Annotated in this window: 20 protein-coding genes; 14 read left to right on the plus strand and 6 right to left on the minus strand. The window is 64.0% G+C overall.

All coding sequences use genetic code 11. The features are described 5' to 3' along the window. The first annotated feature begins 1 nt into the window (after nt 1). The 4 genes from flhA to ACE3UG_RS10725 are packed head-to-tail and all read left to right on the plus strand — an operon-like array spanning nt 2 to nt 5011. Nucleotides 2-2107, plus strand: a complete 2106-nt coding sequence (gene flhA / locus ACE3UG_RS10710) for a flagellar biosynthesis protein FlhA (RefSeq protein WP_374623382.1) — start codon at nt 2-4, stop codon at nt 2105-2107. Next, entirely contained in the window at nt 2104-3369 is a 1266-nt protein-coding gene (gene flhF / locus ACE3UG_RS10715; RefSeq protein WP_374623385.1) for a flagellar biosynthesis protein FlhF, read from the plus strand. Before flhA ends, flhF begins: the two co-directional genes overlap by 4 nt. Next, on the plus strand, nt 3362-4243 hold the full coding sequence (locus tag ACE3UG_RS10720; RefSeq protein WP_374623388.1) for a MinD/ParA family protein: 882 nt from the start codon (nt 3362-3364) through the stop codon (nt 4241-4243). The genes flhF and ACE3UG_RS10720 overlap by 8 nt, the downstream gene beginning before the upstream one ends. A gap of 39 nt (nt 4244-4282) precedes the next feature. Further along, complete coding sequence (locus ACE3UG_RS10725; RefSeq protein WP_374623391.1) at nt 4283-5011, plus strand: RNA polymerase sigma factor FliA; 729 nt, start codon at nt 4283-4285, stop codon at nt 5009-5011. Here ACE3UG_RS10725 and ACE3UG_RS10730 read toward each other — a convergent pair. The 3 genes from ACE3UG_RS10730 to ACE3UG_RS10740 are packed head-to-tail and all read right to left on the minus strand — an operon-like array spanning nt 5008 to nt 6282. Then, complete coding sequence (locus tag ACE3UG_RS10730) at nt 5008-5598, minus strand: flavoprotein (RefSeq protein ID WP_374623394.1); 591 nt, start codon at nt 5596-5598, stop codon at nt 5008-5010. The genes ACE3UG_RS10725 and ACE3UG_RS10730 overlap by 4 nt on opposite strands. Continuing rightward, complete coding sequence (locus ACE3UG_RS10735) at nt 5595-5852, minus strand: hypothetical protein (protein WP_374623397.1); 258 nt, start codon at nt 5850-5852, stop codon at nt 5595-5597. The genes ACE3UG_RS10730 and ACE3UG_RS10735 overlap by 4 nt, the downstream gene beginning before the upstream one ends. Before the next feature lies 1 nt (nt 5853). Next, the gene (locus ACE3UG_RS10740; protein ID WP_374623400.1) at nt 5854-6282 is read right to left on the minus strand and encodes a hypothetical protein; all 429 of its coding nucleotides are present in this window, start codon (nt 6280-6282) and stop codon (nt 5854-5856) included. Between the two features lie 601 nt (nt 6283-6883). On the opposite strand from ACE3UG_RS10740, the gene ACE3UG_RS10745 reads away from it, so the two are divergent. Further along, nucleotides 6884-7210, plus strand: coding sequence for a type II toxin-antitoxin system HicB family antitoxin (locus ACE3UG_RS10745; protein WP_374623403.1), 327 nt, complete (start codon nt 6884-6886; stop codon nt 7208-7210). Between the two features lie 17 nt (nt 7211-7227). On the opposite strand, the gene ACE3UG_RS10750 is transcribed toward ACE3UG_RS10745, so the two are convergent. The 3 genes from ACE3UG_RS10750 to flgA form a co-directional block, all read right to left on the minus strand. Then, nucleotides 7228-7686, minus strand: a complete 459-nt coding sequence (locus tag ACE3UG_RS10750; RefSeq protein WP_374623406.1) for a flagella synthesis protein FlgN — start codon at nt 7684-7686, stop codon at nt 7228-7230. Next, nucleotides 7683-8021 (minus strand): flagellar biosynthesis anti-sigma factor FlgM, encoded by a 339-nt coding sequence (gene flgM / locus ACE3UG_RS10755; protein WP_374623409.1) that lies wholly within the window; start codon nt 8019-8021, stop codon nt 7683-7685. Before flgM ends, ACE3UG_RS10750 begins: the two co-directional genes overlap by 4 nt. Nucleotides 8022-8147: 126 nt before the next feature. Further along, nucleotides 8148-9194 (minus strand): flagellar basal body P-ring formation chaperone FlgA, encoded by a 1047-nt coding sequence (gene flgA, locus ACE3UG_RS10760; protein WP_374623412.1) that lies wholly within the window; start codon nt 9192-9194, stop codon nt 8148-8150. Nucleotides 9195-9599: 405 nt separating this feature from the next. Here flgA and flgB point away from each other — a divergent pair, with 405 nt between their 5' ends. The 9 genes from flgB (at nt 9600) to flgJ (ending at nt 16987) form a co-directional block, all read left to right on the plus strand. Continuing rightward, nucleotides 9600-10040, plus strand: a complete 441-nt coding sequence (gene flgB / locus ACE3UG_RS10765; RefSeq protein WP_374623708.1) for a flagellar basal body rod protein FlgB — start codon at nt 9600-9602, stop codon at nt 10038-10040. Between the two features lie 5 nt (nt 10041-10045). Further along, complete coding sequence (gene flgC / locus ACE3UG_RS10770) at nt 10046-10450, plus strand: flagellar basal body rod protein FlgC (protein WP_374623415.1); 405 nt, start codon at nt 10046-10048, stop codon at nt 10448-10450. A gap of 22 nt (nt 10451-10472) precedes the next feature. After that, a complete protein-coding gene (flgD, locus tag ACE3UG_RS10775) occupies nt 10473-11198 on the plus strand; it encodes a flagellar hook assembly protein FlgD (protein WP_374623418.1) in 726 nt (241 codons plus the stop codon). A 78-nt stretch (nt 11199-11276) separates the two neighbouring features. After that, nucleotides 11277-12533 carry a flagellar hook protein FlgE gene (gene flgE / locus ACE3UG_RS10780; protein ID WP_374623421.1) on the plus strand — a complete coding sequence of 419 codons (1257 nt, stop codon included), beginning with the start codon at nt 11277-11279 and terminating at the stop codon, nt 12531-12533. 41 nt (nt 12534-12574) lie between these two features. After that, nucleotides 12575-13318, plus strand: coding sequence for a flagellar basal body rod protein FlgF (locus tag ACE3UG_RS10785; RefSeq protein WP_374623424.1), 744 nt, complete (start codon nt 12575-12577; stop codon nt 13316-13318). A 66-nt stretch (nt 13319-13384) separates the two neighbouring features. Further along, on the plus strand, nt 13385-14167 hold the full coding sequence (flgG, locus tag ACE3UG_RS10790) for a flagellar basal-body rod protein FlgG (RefSeq protein WP_017233637.1): 783 nt from the start codon (nt 13385-13387) through the stop codon (nt 14165-14167). 42 nt (nt 14168-14209) lie between these two features. Then, nucleotides 14210-14923 (plus strand): flagellar basal body L-ring protein FlgH, encoded by a 714-nt coding sequence (locus ACE3UG_RS10795; RefSeq protein WP_374623428.1) that lies wholly within the window; start codon nt 14210-14212, stop codon nt 14921-14923. An 8-nt stretch (nt 14924-14931) separates the two neighbouring features. After that, entirely contained in the window at nt 14932-16101 is a 1170-nt protein-coding gene (locus ACE3UG_RS10800) for a flagellar basal body P-ring protein FlgI (protein WP_374623710.1), read from the plus strand. 1 nt (nt 16102) lies between these two features. After that, entirely contained in the window at nt 16103-16987 is an 885-nt protein-coding gene (flgJ, locus tag ACE3UG_RS10805) for a flagellar assembly peptidoglycan hydrolase FlgJ (protein WP_374623430.1), read from the plus strand. Nucleotides 16988-17073: the final 86 nt, after the last annotated feature.

Consider the following 17073-nt stretch of genomic DNA (forward strand, 5'->3'; position numbering starts at 1 on the left):
AATGAATCTCAACCCTCGCGCCAACCAGCTTCTGCGCTCGTCGCAACTGTTCCTCGGCGGGAATTTGAAGTCGCTCGCCGCGCCGGTATTGATCGTCATGATTCTCGGAATGATGATCCTGCCGTTGCCGCCGTTCATCCTGGATTTGCTCTTTACGTTCAACATCGCGCTGTCGGTGATGGTGCTGCTCGTGAGCATGTACACGCAAAAGCCGCTCGACTTCGCGGCCTTCCCGAGCGTGCTGCTGTTCTCCACGCTGCTGCGCCTGTCGCTGAACGTGGCGTCCACCCGCGTGGTGCTGCTCCAGGGCCATACCGGCCCCGACGCCGCGGGCAAGGTGATCGAGGCGTTCGGCCATTTCCTGGTGGGCGGCAACTACGCCGTCGGTATCGTGGTGTTCATCATCCTCGTGGTCATCAACTTCATGGTGATTACGAAGGGCGCCGGGCGCATCGCCGAAGTCGGTGCGCGCTTCACGCTCGACGCGATGCCCGGCAAGCAGATGGCGATCGACGCCGACCTGAACGCCGGCTTGATCGGCGAAGAGGAGGCGCGCAAGCGTCGCTCGGTGATCGCGCAGGAAGCCGACTTCTACGGTTCGATGGACGGCGCGTCGAAGTTCGTGCGCGGCGACGCCGTTGCCGGTCTGCTCATCATGGTCATCAACATCGTCGGCGGGCTGATCGTCGGCGTGGCCCAGCACGGCCTCGACATCGGCATGGCCGCCAAGAACTACACGCTGCTGACGATCGGCGACGGTCTCGTCGCGCAGATCCCGGCGCTGGTGATCTCGACCGCGGCCGGTGTCGTCGTCTCACGTGTGGCGACCGATGAAGACATCGGGCAGCAGGTCGTCTCGCAGCTTTTCAGCAATCCGCGCGTGCTGGGCATCACGGCCGCGATCCTCGGTCTGATGGGCCTGATCCCGGGCATGCCGCACTTCGCCTTCCTGCTGCTGGCGGTTGGCCTGGGTGCGCTGGCACGCTACCAGTTCCGCCGGGCCGAGGCCGAGAAGCAGCAGGCATCTCGCCCGACACCCGTGGCGGCCACCGCGCCGGCCGAAGTGGCGGAAGCGTCGTGGGACGATGTGGCGCTCGTCGACCCGCTGGGGCTGGAAGTCGGCTACCGGCTGATTCCGCTCGTCGACCGCAATCAGGACGGCGAGTTGCTCAAGCGCATCAAGGGCATCCGCAAGAAGTTCGCGCAGGAGATCGGCTTCCTCGCGCCGGTGGTGCACATCCGCGACAATCTCGAGTTGCGCCCGAACCAATATCGCATCACGCTCAAGGGCGTGATCATCGGCGAGGGCGAAGCGTATCCCGGCCAACTGCTCGCCATCGATCCGGGCCAGGTCAGCGCGCCGCTGCAGGGCACGCCCACGCGCGACCCGGCCTTCGGCCTGCCGGCCACGTGGATCGACGTCGGTCAGCGCGATCAGGCGCAAGCGTACGGATACACGGTGGTCGACGCCGGGACTGTCGTCGCCACGCACCTGAACCATCTGATCAACGCCCACGCCCATGAGTTGCTCGGACGTCAGGAAGTGCAGCAGCTCATCGAGCGCATCGGCAAGGACGCGCCGAAGCTCATCGAAGACCTGGTGCCGAAGACGGTCGCGCTCACCACCCTGCAGAAAGTGTTGCAGAACCTGCTCGAGGAGCAGGTGCCGATTCGAGACATGCGTACCATCATCGATACCCTCGCCGAGCACGGTGCGCGCGTGCAGGACGCGCACGAGCTCACGGCGCTGGTGCGACTCTCGCTGGGACGGGCGATCACGCAGAGCGTATTCCCCGGCAACGGCGATCTCGAAGTGGTGGGACTCGACGCCAATCTCGAACGCATTCTTACGCAGGCGCTGTCCGCCGGCGGGGGCACGGGACTCGAACCGGGTCTTGCCGACACGTTGCTGCGTGAAACTCAGGCAGCCGTGGCGCGACAGGAGCGGCAGGGTCTGCCGCCGGTCTTGCTGGTTCAACATCCGCTGCGTTCGCTGCTCTCGCGCTTCCTGCGCCGCAGCGTGCCGCAGCTCAAGGTTTTGTCGTATGCGGAAGTGCCTGACACACGGAACGTGAAAATGACGGCACTCATCGGAGGTCAAGCGTGAAGATTCGGAAATTCTTTGCGGGCACGTGCCGCGATGCACTGCGCCAGATTCGCGAGGAAATCGGACCCGATGCGGTCGTGTTGTCCAACCGTTCGGTTGCCAATGGCGTTGAAATCGTCGCCCTGGCGGAAGAGGATCTTGACGCGCTCGCCGGCGGCGACCTGCCGACGCACCGCCCGCGTGCGCGCCCGGCGGCGCCTGCGTCTGCCGCGCCTGTTGCACCTGTTGCGGGCGGCCATGACGCCGCTGCCGCGAGCGCGTTCGCGCAGACCATGATGGGCGAACTTCAGTCCATGCGCGGGTTGCTCGAAGAGCAAGTCGCCGGGCTGGTGTGGAACGACAAGCGACGCCGCTCTCCGGCGCAGGGCGAGATTCTGCGCACGTTGCTCGCCGCGGGCTTCTCGGCGCAACTGGGCCGCGCGTTGCTCGAGCACCTGCCCGAGGGCAGCGACAGAGAGAATGGGCTGGACTGGGTGAAAAGCGCGCTCAAGCGCAATCTGCCCGTCATGCCCAATGAAGACGAATTGATGGACCGTGGCGGTGTGTACGCCCTGATGGGGCCGACCGGCGTGGGCAAGACCACAACGACGGCCAAGCTCGCGGCGCGTTGCGTGATGCGTCACGGCGCTGAGAAGCTCGCGTTGCTCACGACGGACAGCTACCGTATTGGCGGGCATGAGCAACTGCGTATCTACGGCAAGATTCTCGGCGTGACGGTGCACGCGGTGAAGGATGCCACGGATCTGCGGCTCGCGCTGACCGAGCTGCGCAACAAGCATATGGTGCTGATCGACACGGTGGGCATGAGCCAGCGCGACCGCACGGTGCCGGAGCAGGTGGCAATGCTGTGCGGCGCACAAACGCAGGTGCAGCGCCTGCTGTTGCTCAACGCCACGAGCCATGGCGATACGCTCAACGAAGTGGTGCACGCGTATCGCAGCGCGAGTGCGGAGGGCGGCGGCGATCTGGCGGGTTGCATACTGACGAAGCTCGACGAGTCGACCAATCTCGGCTCGGTACTCGACACGGTGATTCGCCATCGCCTGCCCGTGCATTACGTTTCCACGGGACAGCGTGTGCCGGAGAATCTGCACGTGGCCGATCGGCAGTTCCTGGTCGACACGGCGCTTTCGGCGCCGGTGACGGGGTCGCCGTTCGTGCCGGCCGAGGAAGACCTGCCGGCGGTGGTGCGCGGGCTCGATCCCAACTACAGCGGGCTGTTCGCGCCCGCACAACCTTCAGGCGAGGCGTGCTTTGGTTAAACTCGTGCTCGATCAAGCGGAGGGACTGCGCCGGCTGGTGGCGCGCCACAGCACGCGCATTATTGCGGTGGTGGGGAGTGCGCCTGAAGCGGGTCAGACGAGTGCCGCGCTGAACCTGGCCAGCGCCCTGGCCCATCACGGGCAGGATGTGGTGCTGGCCGACGAAAGTGGTCATGCGGCGCCGGCCCTGGGCGTGCCGCTGCGCGGCGACCTCCACGACGTGCTTGCCGGGCGGGTGTCGCCCGAGGCGATTCGTGTGCGTACGCGCGGCAATGTGGTGCTGGTGCCGGTGGCGCACCGTCATCCCGAGCGTATCGATGCGTCTCGCGCGCTGCCGCTGCTGAGCATGGGTGAGCCCGACGTCGTGGTCATCGACTGCACCCACGCGGGAGCGGTGCTCAGCCCGCTGGCGGCGCATGCGCACGATGTACTGGTGGTGTTGGGGTGTGAGCCGGCGTCGATCACGGGGGCGTATTCGTGGATCAAGCAAGCGCATTTCGAGTATGCGCTGGCGCAGTTCCGGGTGCTGGTGAATCGGGCAGAGGATTTGGAGGCGCGCGTGGTGTGCCGCAATCTGGCGACGACGGCGAGCCGGTATCTGGCGGTGTCGCTGGAGCTGGCGGGCCATGTGCCGCTGGATCGGCAAGTCGGGCGCGCGCGGCAACTCGCGCGCACGGTGGTCGATGCGTTTCCGATGGCCCCGGCGGCGGTGGCGTATCGGCAATTGGCGGCGCAGGTGACGCATTGGCCGCTGGCAGTGCGAGAAACGGGGCGGGCGGCGCTAGGGGCCGGGGTCGGGGTCGGAGACATCGGCGGCGATCGCGGCAGCGAGATCACGCATGGCGTGGGCGCGGTGAGCGCGCACACGGCCTGAGCGCGGCACGGCACGCGTCCAGAGGAAGCGGAGGGAAACATGTATACCGCGCGCGGGAAGGTCGACACGAAAGACACGCTGACCCAATACGCGCCGTTGGTGCGCCGCCTGGCGCTTCAATTGATGGCGAAGTTGCCGGCGAGCGTGGAGCTGGAAGATCTGATTCAGGCGGGCATGCTGGGGTTGCTCGACGCGTCGAACCGATATCAGGAGACGCAGGGCGCTCAGTTTGAAACGTACGCGAGTCAGCGCATTCGTGGCGCGATGCTCGACGAGTTGCGCGAACTGGATTGGGCGTCGCGCGGCATTCGCAAGACGGCGCGCCAGATCGAGAAGGCGGTGCAGCGTCTGGAGCAACGGCTGGGGCGCGGGCCGTCGGAGAGCGAGATTGCGGGCGAGATGTCGATCAGTCTGGCCGACTATCAGCAGATGCTGCAGGACATACACGGCTGCCAGCTCGTTTATTACGAAGATTTCGATTCGGCGGACGAAGAGCCGTTCATCGACCGGATCTGTGCGGACCCGGGCGCCGACCCGCTGACGATGCTCCTCGACGAGGGTTTGCGCGGTGGCGTGATCGATGCGATCGATCAGTTGCCTGAGCGCGAGAAGTTGCTCATGAGCCTGTATTACGACCAGGGCTTGAACCTGCGTGAGATTGGCGCAGTGCTGGAAGTGAGCGAATCGCGCGTCTGCCAGTTGCATAGCCAGGCGATCTCGCGCCTGCGCACAACGTTGCGTGAGAAGGCGTGGACGTCGGCGAGTTAAGGTGTCTGAGCCGCTGTCCGATTGGCGGAGAGGATGTGGCCGACGGACTCGGCAATGCCTTCTGGCTTAGCCATTGCGGCGGGGCCAAAGTCCCCGCCTGCGAGCCACTTTTCTCTTGGGGGGATAACGCAGACATTCCAAGACTGAAGGCGAGCCAGATGCGTTTCCGTGGCGGGATGCTCCCACATGAATTTGTTCATCGACGGTGCGACCATCAGTGGTTTGACTCCCAATTGCCACGCTCGAAAGACCGTCGTGAGCAAGTTGTCGCATATTCCGCCGGCCAATTTGCCGAGGGTATTGGCTGTCATCGGTGCGATGACGAACAGATCGGCCCAGTTTCTCAGCGATATGTGCAAGATTCGATCGCCGCGCTGGCGCCATGTATACCAATCGTCCTCATCCGTGTGGACTTTCGCGCGACATTGCGCCGACGCCAGATCGAAAAATGCTAGCGACGAGGTGGACGCCACGACTTGAACCTCGTGTTTCGCGCAAAGCAACTCGATCAGCTTCACTGAATCCTTCGCGCCAACACTCCCCGTGATACCCAAGAGAACGCGACCTCGGATTTCGTTCGAGCTCATCCTCGTCTCCGTGATCTGTATGACTTGAGCAAGCCATATAGGCTGATCGAAGCCCAAAAGATCTCGATGAGCAGCGACGCTGGGTTAGGGTTGTAGATTAGCGAATAGACGATCATCGCCGATCCGCAAAGATTCAAGGCGGAATAGCGGTAAGCGCTGGTCGGGAGCGATCCGTGAAGATTCAGGAAGTAGGCTGCGACGACGAGGAGCGCGCCTGCGACACCGATAAGATCCGCAATGGTTGTTGTCATCATGTCAGGTCGGCATCGCGATTTTCTTTCCAAGGGCTGACGACGTGACCGTCGGCAGATGAATGGCATCCGTCCACCCGCGCGATGCACGGATAGTGGCCGTCGCACAATCCGACAGTTCGTTCTGAACAATCAATTCACATTGAATGGGCTCAAGAGCTTCGAAGAAGTCGTCAATGATCGACCAGCACGCTTGCTCAAGTGTCATTGCGAGCTTGGCGTATTTGCCCAGATACGTCTGGAATGAGAAAAATTCAACGAGTTGCTTTCTCGGGTGATATCTGAATTTCAAGCGGGCGACGTTCACCTCGGTCGGGTGAAGGTGTTCGTTGGTGCGGAATGCCGGTATGTCGAATGCGATTTCATAAGCCCGCATTCGGGCTTGTTGCTTGATGGCATTCGGAATGACGACAAAATCATGATCGACGTTCATTGAGACTCCCTGCCGGATAGCATGCATTGCTAAGACAGGGAAGTTTGACCCAATGAGTCGAGATGTTTGGATCGATGACGATGACAGATTCCGCAATGAACAGCGCGAAGGCGTTTAGCTAGCGCTCTCTTCTCGTTGTGTGAGGCGATGCGACAACGTGCCGCTTTTCGGAAGAGACTCAAGAAGTCTGGCTACTACGCGAGAAGGCATAGACGTCGGCGAGTTAAGTCACGCCTGTTGAGCCATGCCCTCGGACGTTCGTCTCCGAGGGCTTTTTGCATCTGGGAACGGCAAGGCTTCATCTTTTCGGACAAATCGGCCTTGAACGAATAGTGCTCTTATTGGCACCATTCTGGCATGCCGTCCTTATCCAAACTTCTCGCCAAGATTGCTCGCGAACCTGCCAATGTGCGATCTGTCGAGTTGGTGTTTCTCTGCGAAGCCTACTTTGGCGCGCCGCGCCGGTCAGGCAGCCACACCATCTTCAAAACGCCATGACATGGGAATCCTCGCATCAATTTGCAGAATTCGGGAGGCATGGCGAAGGCTTAGCAGGTACGCCGGGTCTTGAATGCCATCTGAAAATTCGAGGGCCGAGAGCATGAACATTGATCGTTACACCTATCGTCTGACCTGGTCGCCGGAAGATGGCGAGCACGTCGGGCTTTGTGCCGAATTCCCATCGCTGTCCTGGCTGGATGTGACGCCGGAAGGAGTGTTGGACGGTATTCGGAAGGTGGTGACGGACGTGGTCGCCGATATGCAGGCGAACGGGGAAACGGTGCCGGAACCGCTGGCCGAGCATCGTTACAGCGGTGAATTTCGCGTGCGGATTCCCCCAACGCTACATCGCGCGTTGGTCATCGAAGCGGCGGAACTGGGAGTCAGTCTGAATCGACTGGCGAGCCTCAAGCTTGCGGCGAACTAAGCCGCGTCAAGCCGTAGTCAAGCCGTAATGCTGCCGCCGCTCGATCGCGGGGCGGTGCGGCCGTCGGGGCCGTAGAGCGGGGCGTTCTGCTGCGGGCCGTACAACACGTTCAGCGCCTGCTGCGTGTAGGTCAGGCGCGTGCGAATCAGTACGCCGTTGGTCTCGTTGGCACGCTTGGCCTCGATCGCGGCATCCAGCAGCGCCTTCCACGCGGCGTCGATGCCGGTGTCGGCAGCGGCGGCCGCCGTCGCGCCCGATTCGTCCGGACGGTAGCCCAACGCTTCCAGCCGGGCGTCACGTTCGCGCCCAAGTGCCGCGAGTTCGGTCACGGCGTGCGTCTTGCGCTCGGTCAGCTCCGGCAGCGCGTCGAGCGTGCCGTTGACCAACGCCTGCTGTTCCTCGTCAAGCAGCGCCGAAAACGCGCGAATGGCGGTGGTTTCGGCAGCGAGGGTCTTCAGCAAGGCATCGGTGGTCATGACTTCGATTGCGTGGAGAGCAGATCGCGCGCGGTCGCAATGAGACCGTCCGCAATCTTGGTGGGATCCATGGCGAGCTTCCCTTCGGAGATCGCCTGCTTGATCGCCGCCACCTTGGCAACGTCGATATCGGCGGAACCCGTCTGGGCCAGCGCAGACTGCAAGGCGCGCATCTCCGACGACAGCGCGCTCGTGCTCACGTTCGCATCGTTGCCCGTGCCGGCGACGGACGCGCTCGCGCCATCGGCGCTCACAGTGCCAGCCGTCGTCCGGTCGGTCGGCGCCTTGCCCGAACCGACGCCGGTCAACGGATTGGCGGGTGGTTTGATCTTCATATGCTTTTCCCTGAAACCTGCCTGTGTAACGGCGTAATCGGGCATAACTTTAGGTAAGTTACATCCTGTTACCCGATCCTGCACGCAGCCGATTTCAGTGGATGTTAACCGATGGTGAGTGTTTGCTTACAGGGCAACTTCCACTTCGACACTCCCGTTCTTGCCCGTCTTGACGGTCCCGCTGACGAGCAGACCGGCGCGGGTGCGCACTTGCACGGGATCGCCGGCACTGGCGCGCGAGAGCACCTGTCCTTCCGTGCTGACCTCAAAGCCCGCACCACGCGAGACGACACGCACGGTTTGCCCTTGCTGGACGGCAATCGCACTGCGCAGCAGGTCGGATCGGATCGGCAGGCCAGACGTGATGCGGTTCACCGCCACTGTTCCGATGATTTGACCGGCGTCGGTGGCCACCGTGCGCGGCAGCAACGTGAGATCGCCCTGACGCGGCGACAGATCGTTCGGCCCGATGGCCTCGCCCGGATTGATCTGGCGGGCGGCGACGAAATAGGTTGCGGTGATGCTCACACGCGCCTGGAGATAGAGCGTCCAGGGGCGCTCGCCCGAGCAGCGCACGCCAACCGTCGTCGAACCCCACAACCGCGCGCCGGGCGGCAGAAACGGTTCGAGGCCGGCACACGCCGGCATCCGATCTGAGACGGCATCGCCAACGGTCAGGCCCACGCGTCCCGGCAGGCCCGTCGTCTGCTCTCGCAGGAAACGTTCGGCCGTCTGACGGATGACTTGCGTGTTCTCGAAAGGCGATTGAATGGCGGGGGCGGCCACCTGAGGCGCGGGCGCCTGGACGGCGGCCACGTTGCCGGCATTCGGATTGAAATTCGGACTGGCATTCGAACTGGCATTTGCCGTCGTGACCGTGCGGACCTGACTCGGCACGGTCGATGCGATACCGGGCGCCCCAGCGCGGTTGCCGGGAATGACCACTGCACCCGGGCCAAGCGTGTCGCCCAGCGTTTGCGCGGCCGGATCGGTGGCGATGCCGGCGCCCGGCGAGGCACCCTGTGCGACGCCCGGCACGCTCAGGCTTGCCACGCTTGCCAGACCGAGTGCGACGGCGAGCCAACCGAATCGTCCAGTCGCGCGAAGACCACGCCACGGCGCGCTGCGCTCGCGAGGGGCATTGGCGAGACCGCCGCCGATTTTGCCTGCCATGCTCACTCTCCTTCGCACCCGGCACCCGAGTCGTTCGCGCGGTGCCCGGCACACAACCTACGCCGCGTGGTGAAGCCGACGGCGCCGGGCAGCGTTCCTATGCCTGGGGGGCGAACCCCGCCCAGCGCCGTCAGGAAGCCATTCTAGAGAGGTCCCTGCCCCGGGCATGGCCCGAAATGGCGGTCAATCTCCTTCCTATTCCCCCGATTGAATCGTGAGGGGTACGCATACGATGCACAGCATGCCAAAAGGTCCGTCATTTTTTCGGGCCGGGCAGGGATATGCCGTCTGTGCACTGCCGTTAGGTCCGTGGGTCCGTCGATCGGCCCGAGCGGACCTCGGTGCCGAGGCGGAACGGCTTCTTGCGCAGTACCCAGCATCAAGGCAGGCATCGGGCGAGACGAGATCATGGACAAACTGGACGCGGCATTGCGATTTTCTCAGCAGGCGCTGGCCATGCGCGCCTACCGCCAGGAGGTGATCTCCTCGAACATCGCCAATGCCGACACGCCGGGTTACAAGGCGCGCGACATCGATTTCAACAGTGCGTTGAGCCAGGCGGTCGAGCGCGGCGCGCAACAACAGCTCGCTTCCGAGTCGAGCGTTTCGCTCGCGCGCACGTCGTCGCGTCACATCGCAGGGCGTGGCGTGAGCATGGCGCCGCCGTTGGGCGGCCCCGAGCTGCTCTACCGCGTGCCTTACCAACAAAGTATCGACGGCAACACCGTCGAACTCGATGCCGAGCGCGTGAACTTCGCGGACAACGCCGTGCATTACCAAACGGGCCTCACGGTCCTGTCCAGCCAGATCAAGACGATGCTGGCAGCCATCACCAGTCAAGGGTAAGTGCCATGCCACTGATGAGCATCTTCGATGTCGCCGGTTCGGCCATGACTGCGCAATCGCAGCGCATGAACGTGACGGCCAGCAATCTGGCCAACGCCGATTCCGTGACCGGGCCGGACGGGCAGCCGTACCGCGCCAAGCAGGTCGTGTTTCAGGTCAACCCCGTTGCAGGCACCGACGTCGGTGGCGTGAAGGTGGCGGGCGTGATCGAAGACCCGTCGCCGCTCAAGACCGTGTACGACCCGAAGAACCCGGCAGCCAACGCCCAGGGCTACGTCACCATGCCCAACGTGAATCCGGTGGAGGAGATGGTCAACATGATCTCCGCCTCCCGCTCCTATCAGGCCAACGTGGAGGCGCTCAACACCGCCAAGACGCTGATGCTCAAAACCCTCACGGTCGGCCAGTAAGGGGCCGCGCGGAGACCAGAAGATGGCCAGTATCAATACGTCGAACGCCTCGAACTTCTCGCAGTCGTTCCTCGACTCGATCAACGGCACCGCCAGCAGCAACGCCAGTTCGTCGGCCGGCGGCGCGAACGATTTGCAGAACAGCTTCCTGAAGTTGCTCGTCGCGCAGATGAACAACCAGGATCCGCTCAACCCGATGGACAACTCGCAGGTGACGTCGCAGCTCGCGCAGATCAGCACGGTCTCGGGCATCACCCAGTTGAACACCACGCTCTCGTCGGTGACCTCGCAGCTCAACTCGACGCAGAGCCTGCAAGCGGCCGCGCTGGTGGGCAAGGGCGTGCTGGTGCCGGGCAGCAACGTCGGTGTGGGCAGCAGCACGGCCACGGACGGCACGGTCACGAAGACCGCCACGCCGTTCGGCTTCGAACTGCCGAGCGACGCCGACACGGTAACGATTCAGATCAAGGACAGCACAGGCAAGGTGGTGCGCACGGTCAACGCGGGCGCGCTCGATGCCGGTGTGCAGGCCCTCACGTGGGACGCCAAGGACGATGCGGGCACCGCCGTGGCCGATGGCAAGTACACGGTCGCCGTGACCGCTTCGGCCAACGGGCAGGCCGTGACGCCGACCCTGCTGACTTACGCGCAGGTGCAAAGCGTGGTGGCCAGTACGACCGGCTCGCCGCTGCTCAACGTGGGCACGGGCTCGAACATCAAGCTCTCCGACGTACGCGAGATCCTGTAACAAACCCCTTACCGCGCAAGCCCTTAGCCGTTTTATCGCGACAGACATCGTCGAGCACAGAATTTCAGGAGTATCAACATGGCCTTTTCGACCGGACTGAGCGGCCTGAACGCCGCCTCCAAAGACCTGGACGTCATCGGCAACAACGTTGCCAATGCGGCTACCGTCGGCTTCAAGCAGGGTCAGGCGGAATTCGCCGACATCTACGCCAATTCGCTGTACGGCGCGGGCAACAATACGGTAGGTATCGGCACGCGTGTGGCGTCCATCGCCCAGCAGTTCACGCAGGGCGACATCACTGTCACGAACCGTCAGCTCGATCTGGCCGTCTCGGGCAACGGCTTTTTTCGCGTGTCGAATAACGGCACCATCGCCTACACGCGCAACGGCCAGTTTTCGCTCGACAAGAATGGCTACATCGTCGACGCCAACGGCGATCGTCTGACCGGCTATCTGGCCGGCCCGAACGGCATCATCAACAGCGTCTCGCCGGTCGATCTGCAGATCCCGACGGGCGATCTCGCGCCGACGGCCACCACCAAGATCACCGGCCAGTTCAACCTCGACTCGCGCAGCGCGGTGAACACGACCCCGTTCTCGATCACCGACCCGAACTCGTACACGAACGCCACGTCGCTCAAGGTCTACGACTCGCTGGGCAATTCGCACGACGTGAACCTGTACTTCGTGAAGTCGAGCGTCAACGCCGTGACGAACAACGCGACATGGACGGTGTACGCCTCGGTCGACGGCACGACGCAGGTCGGCACCGGCCCGATCGGCACCATGACGTTCAACTCGGCCGGCAGCCTCGTGGCGCAGACCGACTCGACCGGCACTGCCGTGACCGGTCCGATCACGCTGCCCGCGATCACCTACGGCAACGGCGCATCGAACGCCAGCATGACGCTCGACCTCTCGGGCACCACCCAATACGGCAACACCTACACGCCGAACACGCTTACGCAGAACGGCTACTCGTCGGGACGTTTGACCGGGTTCACGTTCAGCGCCGACGGCACCATCGTCGGCACGTACTCGAACACGGAGTCGATGGCGCTGGGGCAGGTGGCACTGGCGAACTTCAACAACGTGCAGGGCCTGATTCCGCAGGGCAACAACCTGTGGTCGGAGTCGGCCGCGTCGGGCATTCCGATCGTGGGTGTGCCGGGCGGTACGAACCTGGGCAAGCTGCAGGCGGGCGCAGTGGAAGCCTCGAACGTCGACCTGACGGCAGAACTGGTCCATATGATCACCGCGCAGCGCAACTACCAGGCCAATGCGCAGACGATCAAGACGGAAGACCAATTGATGCAGACGATGGTCAACCTGTAAGTCGGAGCCGCCCACATGCGTAACTTGCACGGAGGCCGTCGATGGATCGCCTGATCTATATCGCCATGACCGGCGCGAAGCAGGCGATGGAGCAGCAGGCGACCACCGCCAACAACCTGGCGAACGTCTCGACACCCGGCTTTCGCGCCCAGCTCGCGGCCTTCCGCCAGGTGCCGGTGCGCGCCGAAGACGGCGCAACGGGCACGCGTACGTTCGTCGCGACGTCCACGCCGGGCAGCGATTTCACGCCCGGCGCGATGCAGCAGACCGGCCGCCCGCTCGATGTGGCCATTCAAGGGCAGGGCTGGCTCGCCGTGCGCGACGCGCAGGGTCGCGAAGCATACACGCGCGGCGGCAACCTCGAGATGACGGCAGACGGTCAGCTCACGCTGCATGGGTTGCCGGTGATGACCGACGCCGGTCCGGCCGCTGTGCCGCCGGGCGCTGCGGTGACCATCGGCACCGACGGCACGATCTCGGCCTTAGGCCAGGGCGATCCGCCCAACTCGATTGCCGTGATGGGCCAACTGAAGCTGGTCAATCCGCCGGAAGGCAATCTGGTGCGGGGCGACGACGGTCTGTTCCGCACGGCGAACAACGCGCCGGCGCAGGTCGACCCGAACGTGGTCGTCGTCGCGGGTGCGATCGAGAACAGCAACGTCAATCCGGTCAATAGCCTGGTGAGCATGATCTCGCAGTCGCGGGCCTTCGAGATGCAGATGAAGATGCTGCAGACGGCCGATACCAACGAACAATCCGCCAACCAGTTGCTGAACTTCAGCTAACGGGCGTATGGCGCGAGGCGTCCGAGGGGACTGCGCGCCGCGACCGCACACGGGGAGAAACACCAAATGATCCGTTCGCTCTACATCGCTGCTACGGGCATGAACGCCCAGCAGACGAACATGGACGTGATTTCGAACAACCTCGCCAACACCAGCACGAACGGCTTCAAGAAGGGCCGCGCGGTGTTCGAGGATCTGCTGTACCAGACGCTGCGCCAGCCGGGCGCCCAGTCGTCGCAGCAGACGTTGCTGCCCTCGGGCCTGCAACTGGGTACCGGTGTGCGTCCGGCCGCGACCGAGCGCATCTTCACGCAGGGCAACCTCACGCAAACCAGCAATGCCAAGGACGTGGCCATCAATGGCGACGGCTTCTTCCAGGTCCTCATGCCCGACGGCACCACGGCCTACACGCGCGACGGCTCGTTTCAGGTCGATAACAATGGCCAGCTCGTGACGGCGTCGGGCTATCCGGTGCAGCCGGCCATCACGATTCCGGCGAACGCCCTGTCGCTGACCATCGCGCGCGACGGCACGGTCTCGGTCACGCAACCCGGTAACACGGCGAACGTGCAGATCGGAACGTTCCAGCTCGCCACGTTCATCAACAACGCGGGCCTGCAAAGCCTGGGCGAGAACCTGTACGCGGAGACCGCCGCCTCCGGCGCGCCCAACGTCGCGCAGCCGGGGACCAATGGTGCGGGCGTACTCAACCAGAACTACGTCGAGACGTCGAACGTGAACGTGGTGGAAGAGCTGGTGAACATGATTCAGGCGCAGCGTGCCTATGAAATCAACTCGAAGGCGGTCACGGCATCCGACCAGATGCTGCAACGTCTGACGCAGATGTAAGCAGCGGTGCGCCGCGCAAAGCTCCACAGAATGAACGTCGATATGTCAGCTCGAACGACCGTTACGCATCGCAGCGCAGGCCTCGCGCGGTTGCTGGCGCTGGGCGCCGCCGCCGCGTTGAGCGGTCTGGCGGGGTGCGCCTACGTGCCGCAGGAGCCGGTCGTCAATGGGCCGACGACCACGCGTCCGCCGCCCCCGCCGGTGGCGGCCGATCCCGAGGGCTCGATCTACCGTCCGCTCTACTCGAACCGCCCGCTGTTCGAAGACCGTCGTCCGCGTAACGTGGGCGACATCCTCACGATCGTCATCAACGAGAACACGGCGGCGAGCAAGAACTCGGCGGCCAACACCACCCGCGCGGGCAGCGGCTCGTTGACGCTCACTCAGGTGCCGGGCGTGATGGGCGGTGTGCTCAACAATCAGGGTCTGGACGCGAGCGGCGCCAACAAGTTCGACGCCAAGGGCGCGGCCAATGCCAATAACGTGTTCTCCGGACAGATCACGGTGACCGTGATGGAGGTGCTCTCCAACGGCAACCTTGCGGTGGCCGGCGAGAAGCAGATCGCGATCAATCAGGGTACGGAATACATCAAGTTCTCGGGCGTGGTCAGCCCGCAGACGATCTCGGGCGCGAATACCGTGCCTTCGACGCAGGTGGCCGATGCGCGCATCGAATACCGTGGCAAGGGCTACATCAATGAAGCCGAAACCATGGGCTGGCTGCAGCGCTTCTTCCTTAATATTTCGCCATTCTGATGTCGATCATGCCGTTCCCGTCGCCCCGTGCGCCGTCCTTGCGCCGTCTCCGCCAAGGCCTTCGCCGCTTTGCCGCCATGTTTGCCGTGGCAGGCGCGGCTACCGCCCTGCTGCTGATGCCGGGCGCGGCTCGCGCCGAACGCCTCAAGGATCTGGCTTCGATTCAGGGCGTGCGCGATAACCAGTTGATCGGCTACGGCTTGGTCGCCGGTCTGGACAACTCGGGCGATCAGACCACCCAGACCCCGTTTACCGTGCAGAGCATGACGAACATGCTCTCGCAGTTGGGTATTACCGTCGCGCCCGGGACCAACATGCAGTTGAAGAACGTGGCCGCCGTGATGGTCACCGCCACGCTGCCGGCGTTCACGCGACCCGGTCAGGCAATCGACGTGGTGGTCTCCTCCATGGGCAACGCCAAGAGCCTGCGTGGCGGCACGCTGCTCATGACCCCGCTCAAGGGGCCGGACGGTCAGGTCTACGCGCTGGCGCAGGGCAACCTGCTCGTGGGCGGCGCCGGCGCGTCGGCCAACGGATCGAGCGTGACCGTCAATCAACTGGCCTCGGGCCGTATTCCGAGCGGTGCGATTGTCGAGCGCGCCGTACCGAGCGCCATGGGCGGGCAGCCGGGCACGTTGCAGATGGAGTTGAACGTCACGGATTTCTCCACCGCCCAGCGAGTCGTCGACGCCGTGAATCGCCGCTTCGGCTTCGGCACCGCACAAGCACTGGACGGCCGCGTGATCCTGCTGCACACCCCGACCGATCCGTCGGGCCGTGTGCAGTTTCTGGCACAGCTCGAGAGTGTCGACGTGCACCCGGACAACTCGGCCGCTCGCGTCATCATCAACGCACGCACCGGTTCGGTCGTGATGAACCAGAACGTGACGATCCAGCAGTGCGCGGTGGCGCACGGCAACCTGTCCGTGGTCATCGACACGCAGAACAACGTGAGCCAGCCCGCGCCGTTCTCGGGCGGTCAGACGGTGGTGGCGCCGAACTCGCAAATCTCCGTCCAACAGGAAAACAACGCGCTGAGGATGATCAAAGCAGGCGCGAACCTCGCCGATGTCGTCAAGGCACTGAACTCGCTCGGTGCGAGCCCGGCCGACCTGATGTCGATTCTGCAAGCCATGAAGGCTGCGGGCGCGCTACGCGCCGATCTGGAGATCATCTGATATGGCCGACGGCTCACGACTCACCGGCGCGGGCATGCCCTTGCCCGACCTCACGCAACGCGCGACGTACGACATGCAGGGCCTGAGCGCGTTGCGTGCGGCGGCGCACCAACAGACACCGCAAGCCACGCAGCAGGCGGCCAAGCAGTTCGAGGCGGTGTTCACGCAGATGATGGTCAAGAGCATGCGCGACGCGACGATGTCCGGCGGCCTGCTCGGCAGCGATCAGGAAAAGATGTTCAACGGCATGCTCGACGACCAGCTCGCGCAGCAGCTTGCCTCGCACAAGGGCATCGGTCTGGCCGACATGATGCTCAAGCAGCTTGCCCGCACCGGCACCACGCTGCCTGCGGCGGCGATGGGGCGCCAGCAGTCGCTGCAGGGCCGCGCTTACAACGCCGCAGACGCGATTGGCGTTGCCGACGGCGCGCCGGCCGTGGCGGGAGAGTTCGTCGAGCGCATGGCCACGGCGGCACAGAATGCCAGCGCCAGCAGCGGCATTCCCGCGCGCTTCATGCTCAGTCAGGCGGCGCTCGAATCGGGCTGGGGCAAGCGCGAAATCCGCCGCAGCGACGGCAGCACGAGCTTCAATGTCTTCGGCATCAAGGCGGGCAAGCACTGGAACGGACCGACGGTCGAGGTCGCCACGACCGAGTACGTGAACGGGCAGCCGCGCAAGGTGATGGCCAAGTTTCGCGCGTATCGATCGTATGACGAGGCGTTTGCCGACTACGCCAACCTGATCTCGAACAACCCGCGCTACGCCTCGGTCGTGGCGAGCGCCAACGACGCGGCGAGCTTCGCCACCAATCTTCAGCGCGCAGGTTATGCCACCGACCCGCAATACGCCAGCAAGCTGATAAAGATCATGAAGCACTTCGCCTGACCGGCAGGGGGGGGCGGCTCGCCGGGCGGCCTCCGGCGCGAAGGACGGAAGGCGATACGAAATCCTCGGCGCGGCGGCCTCAATAT

It is taken from the genome of Pandoraea sp. (genome assembly GCF_041919235.1).
Classification (GTDB): domain Bacteria; phylum Pseudomonadota; class Gammaproteobacteria; order Burkholderiales; family Burkholderiaceae; genus Pandoraea.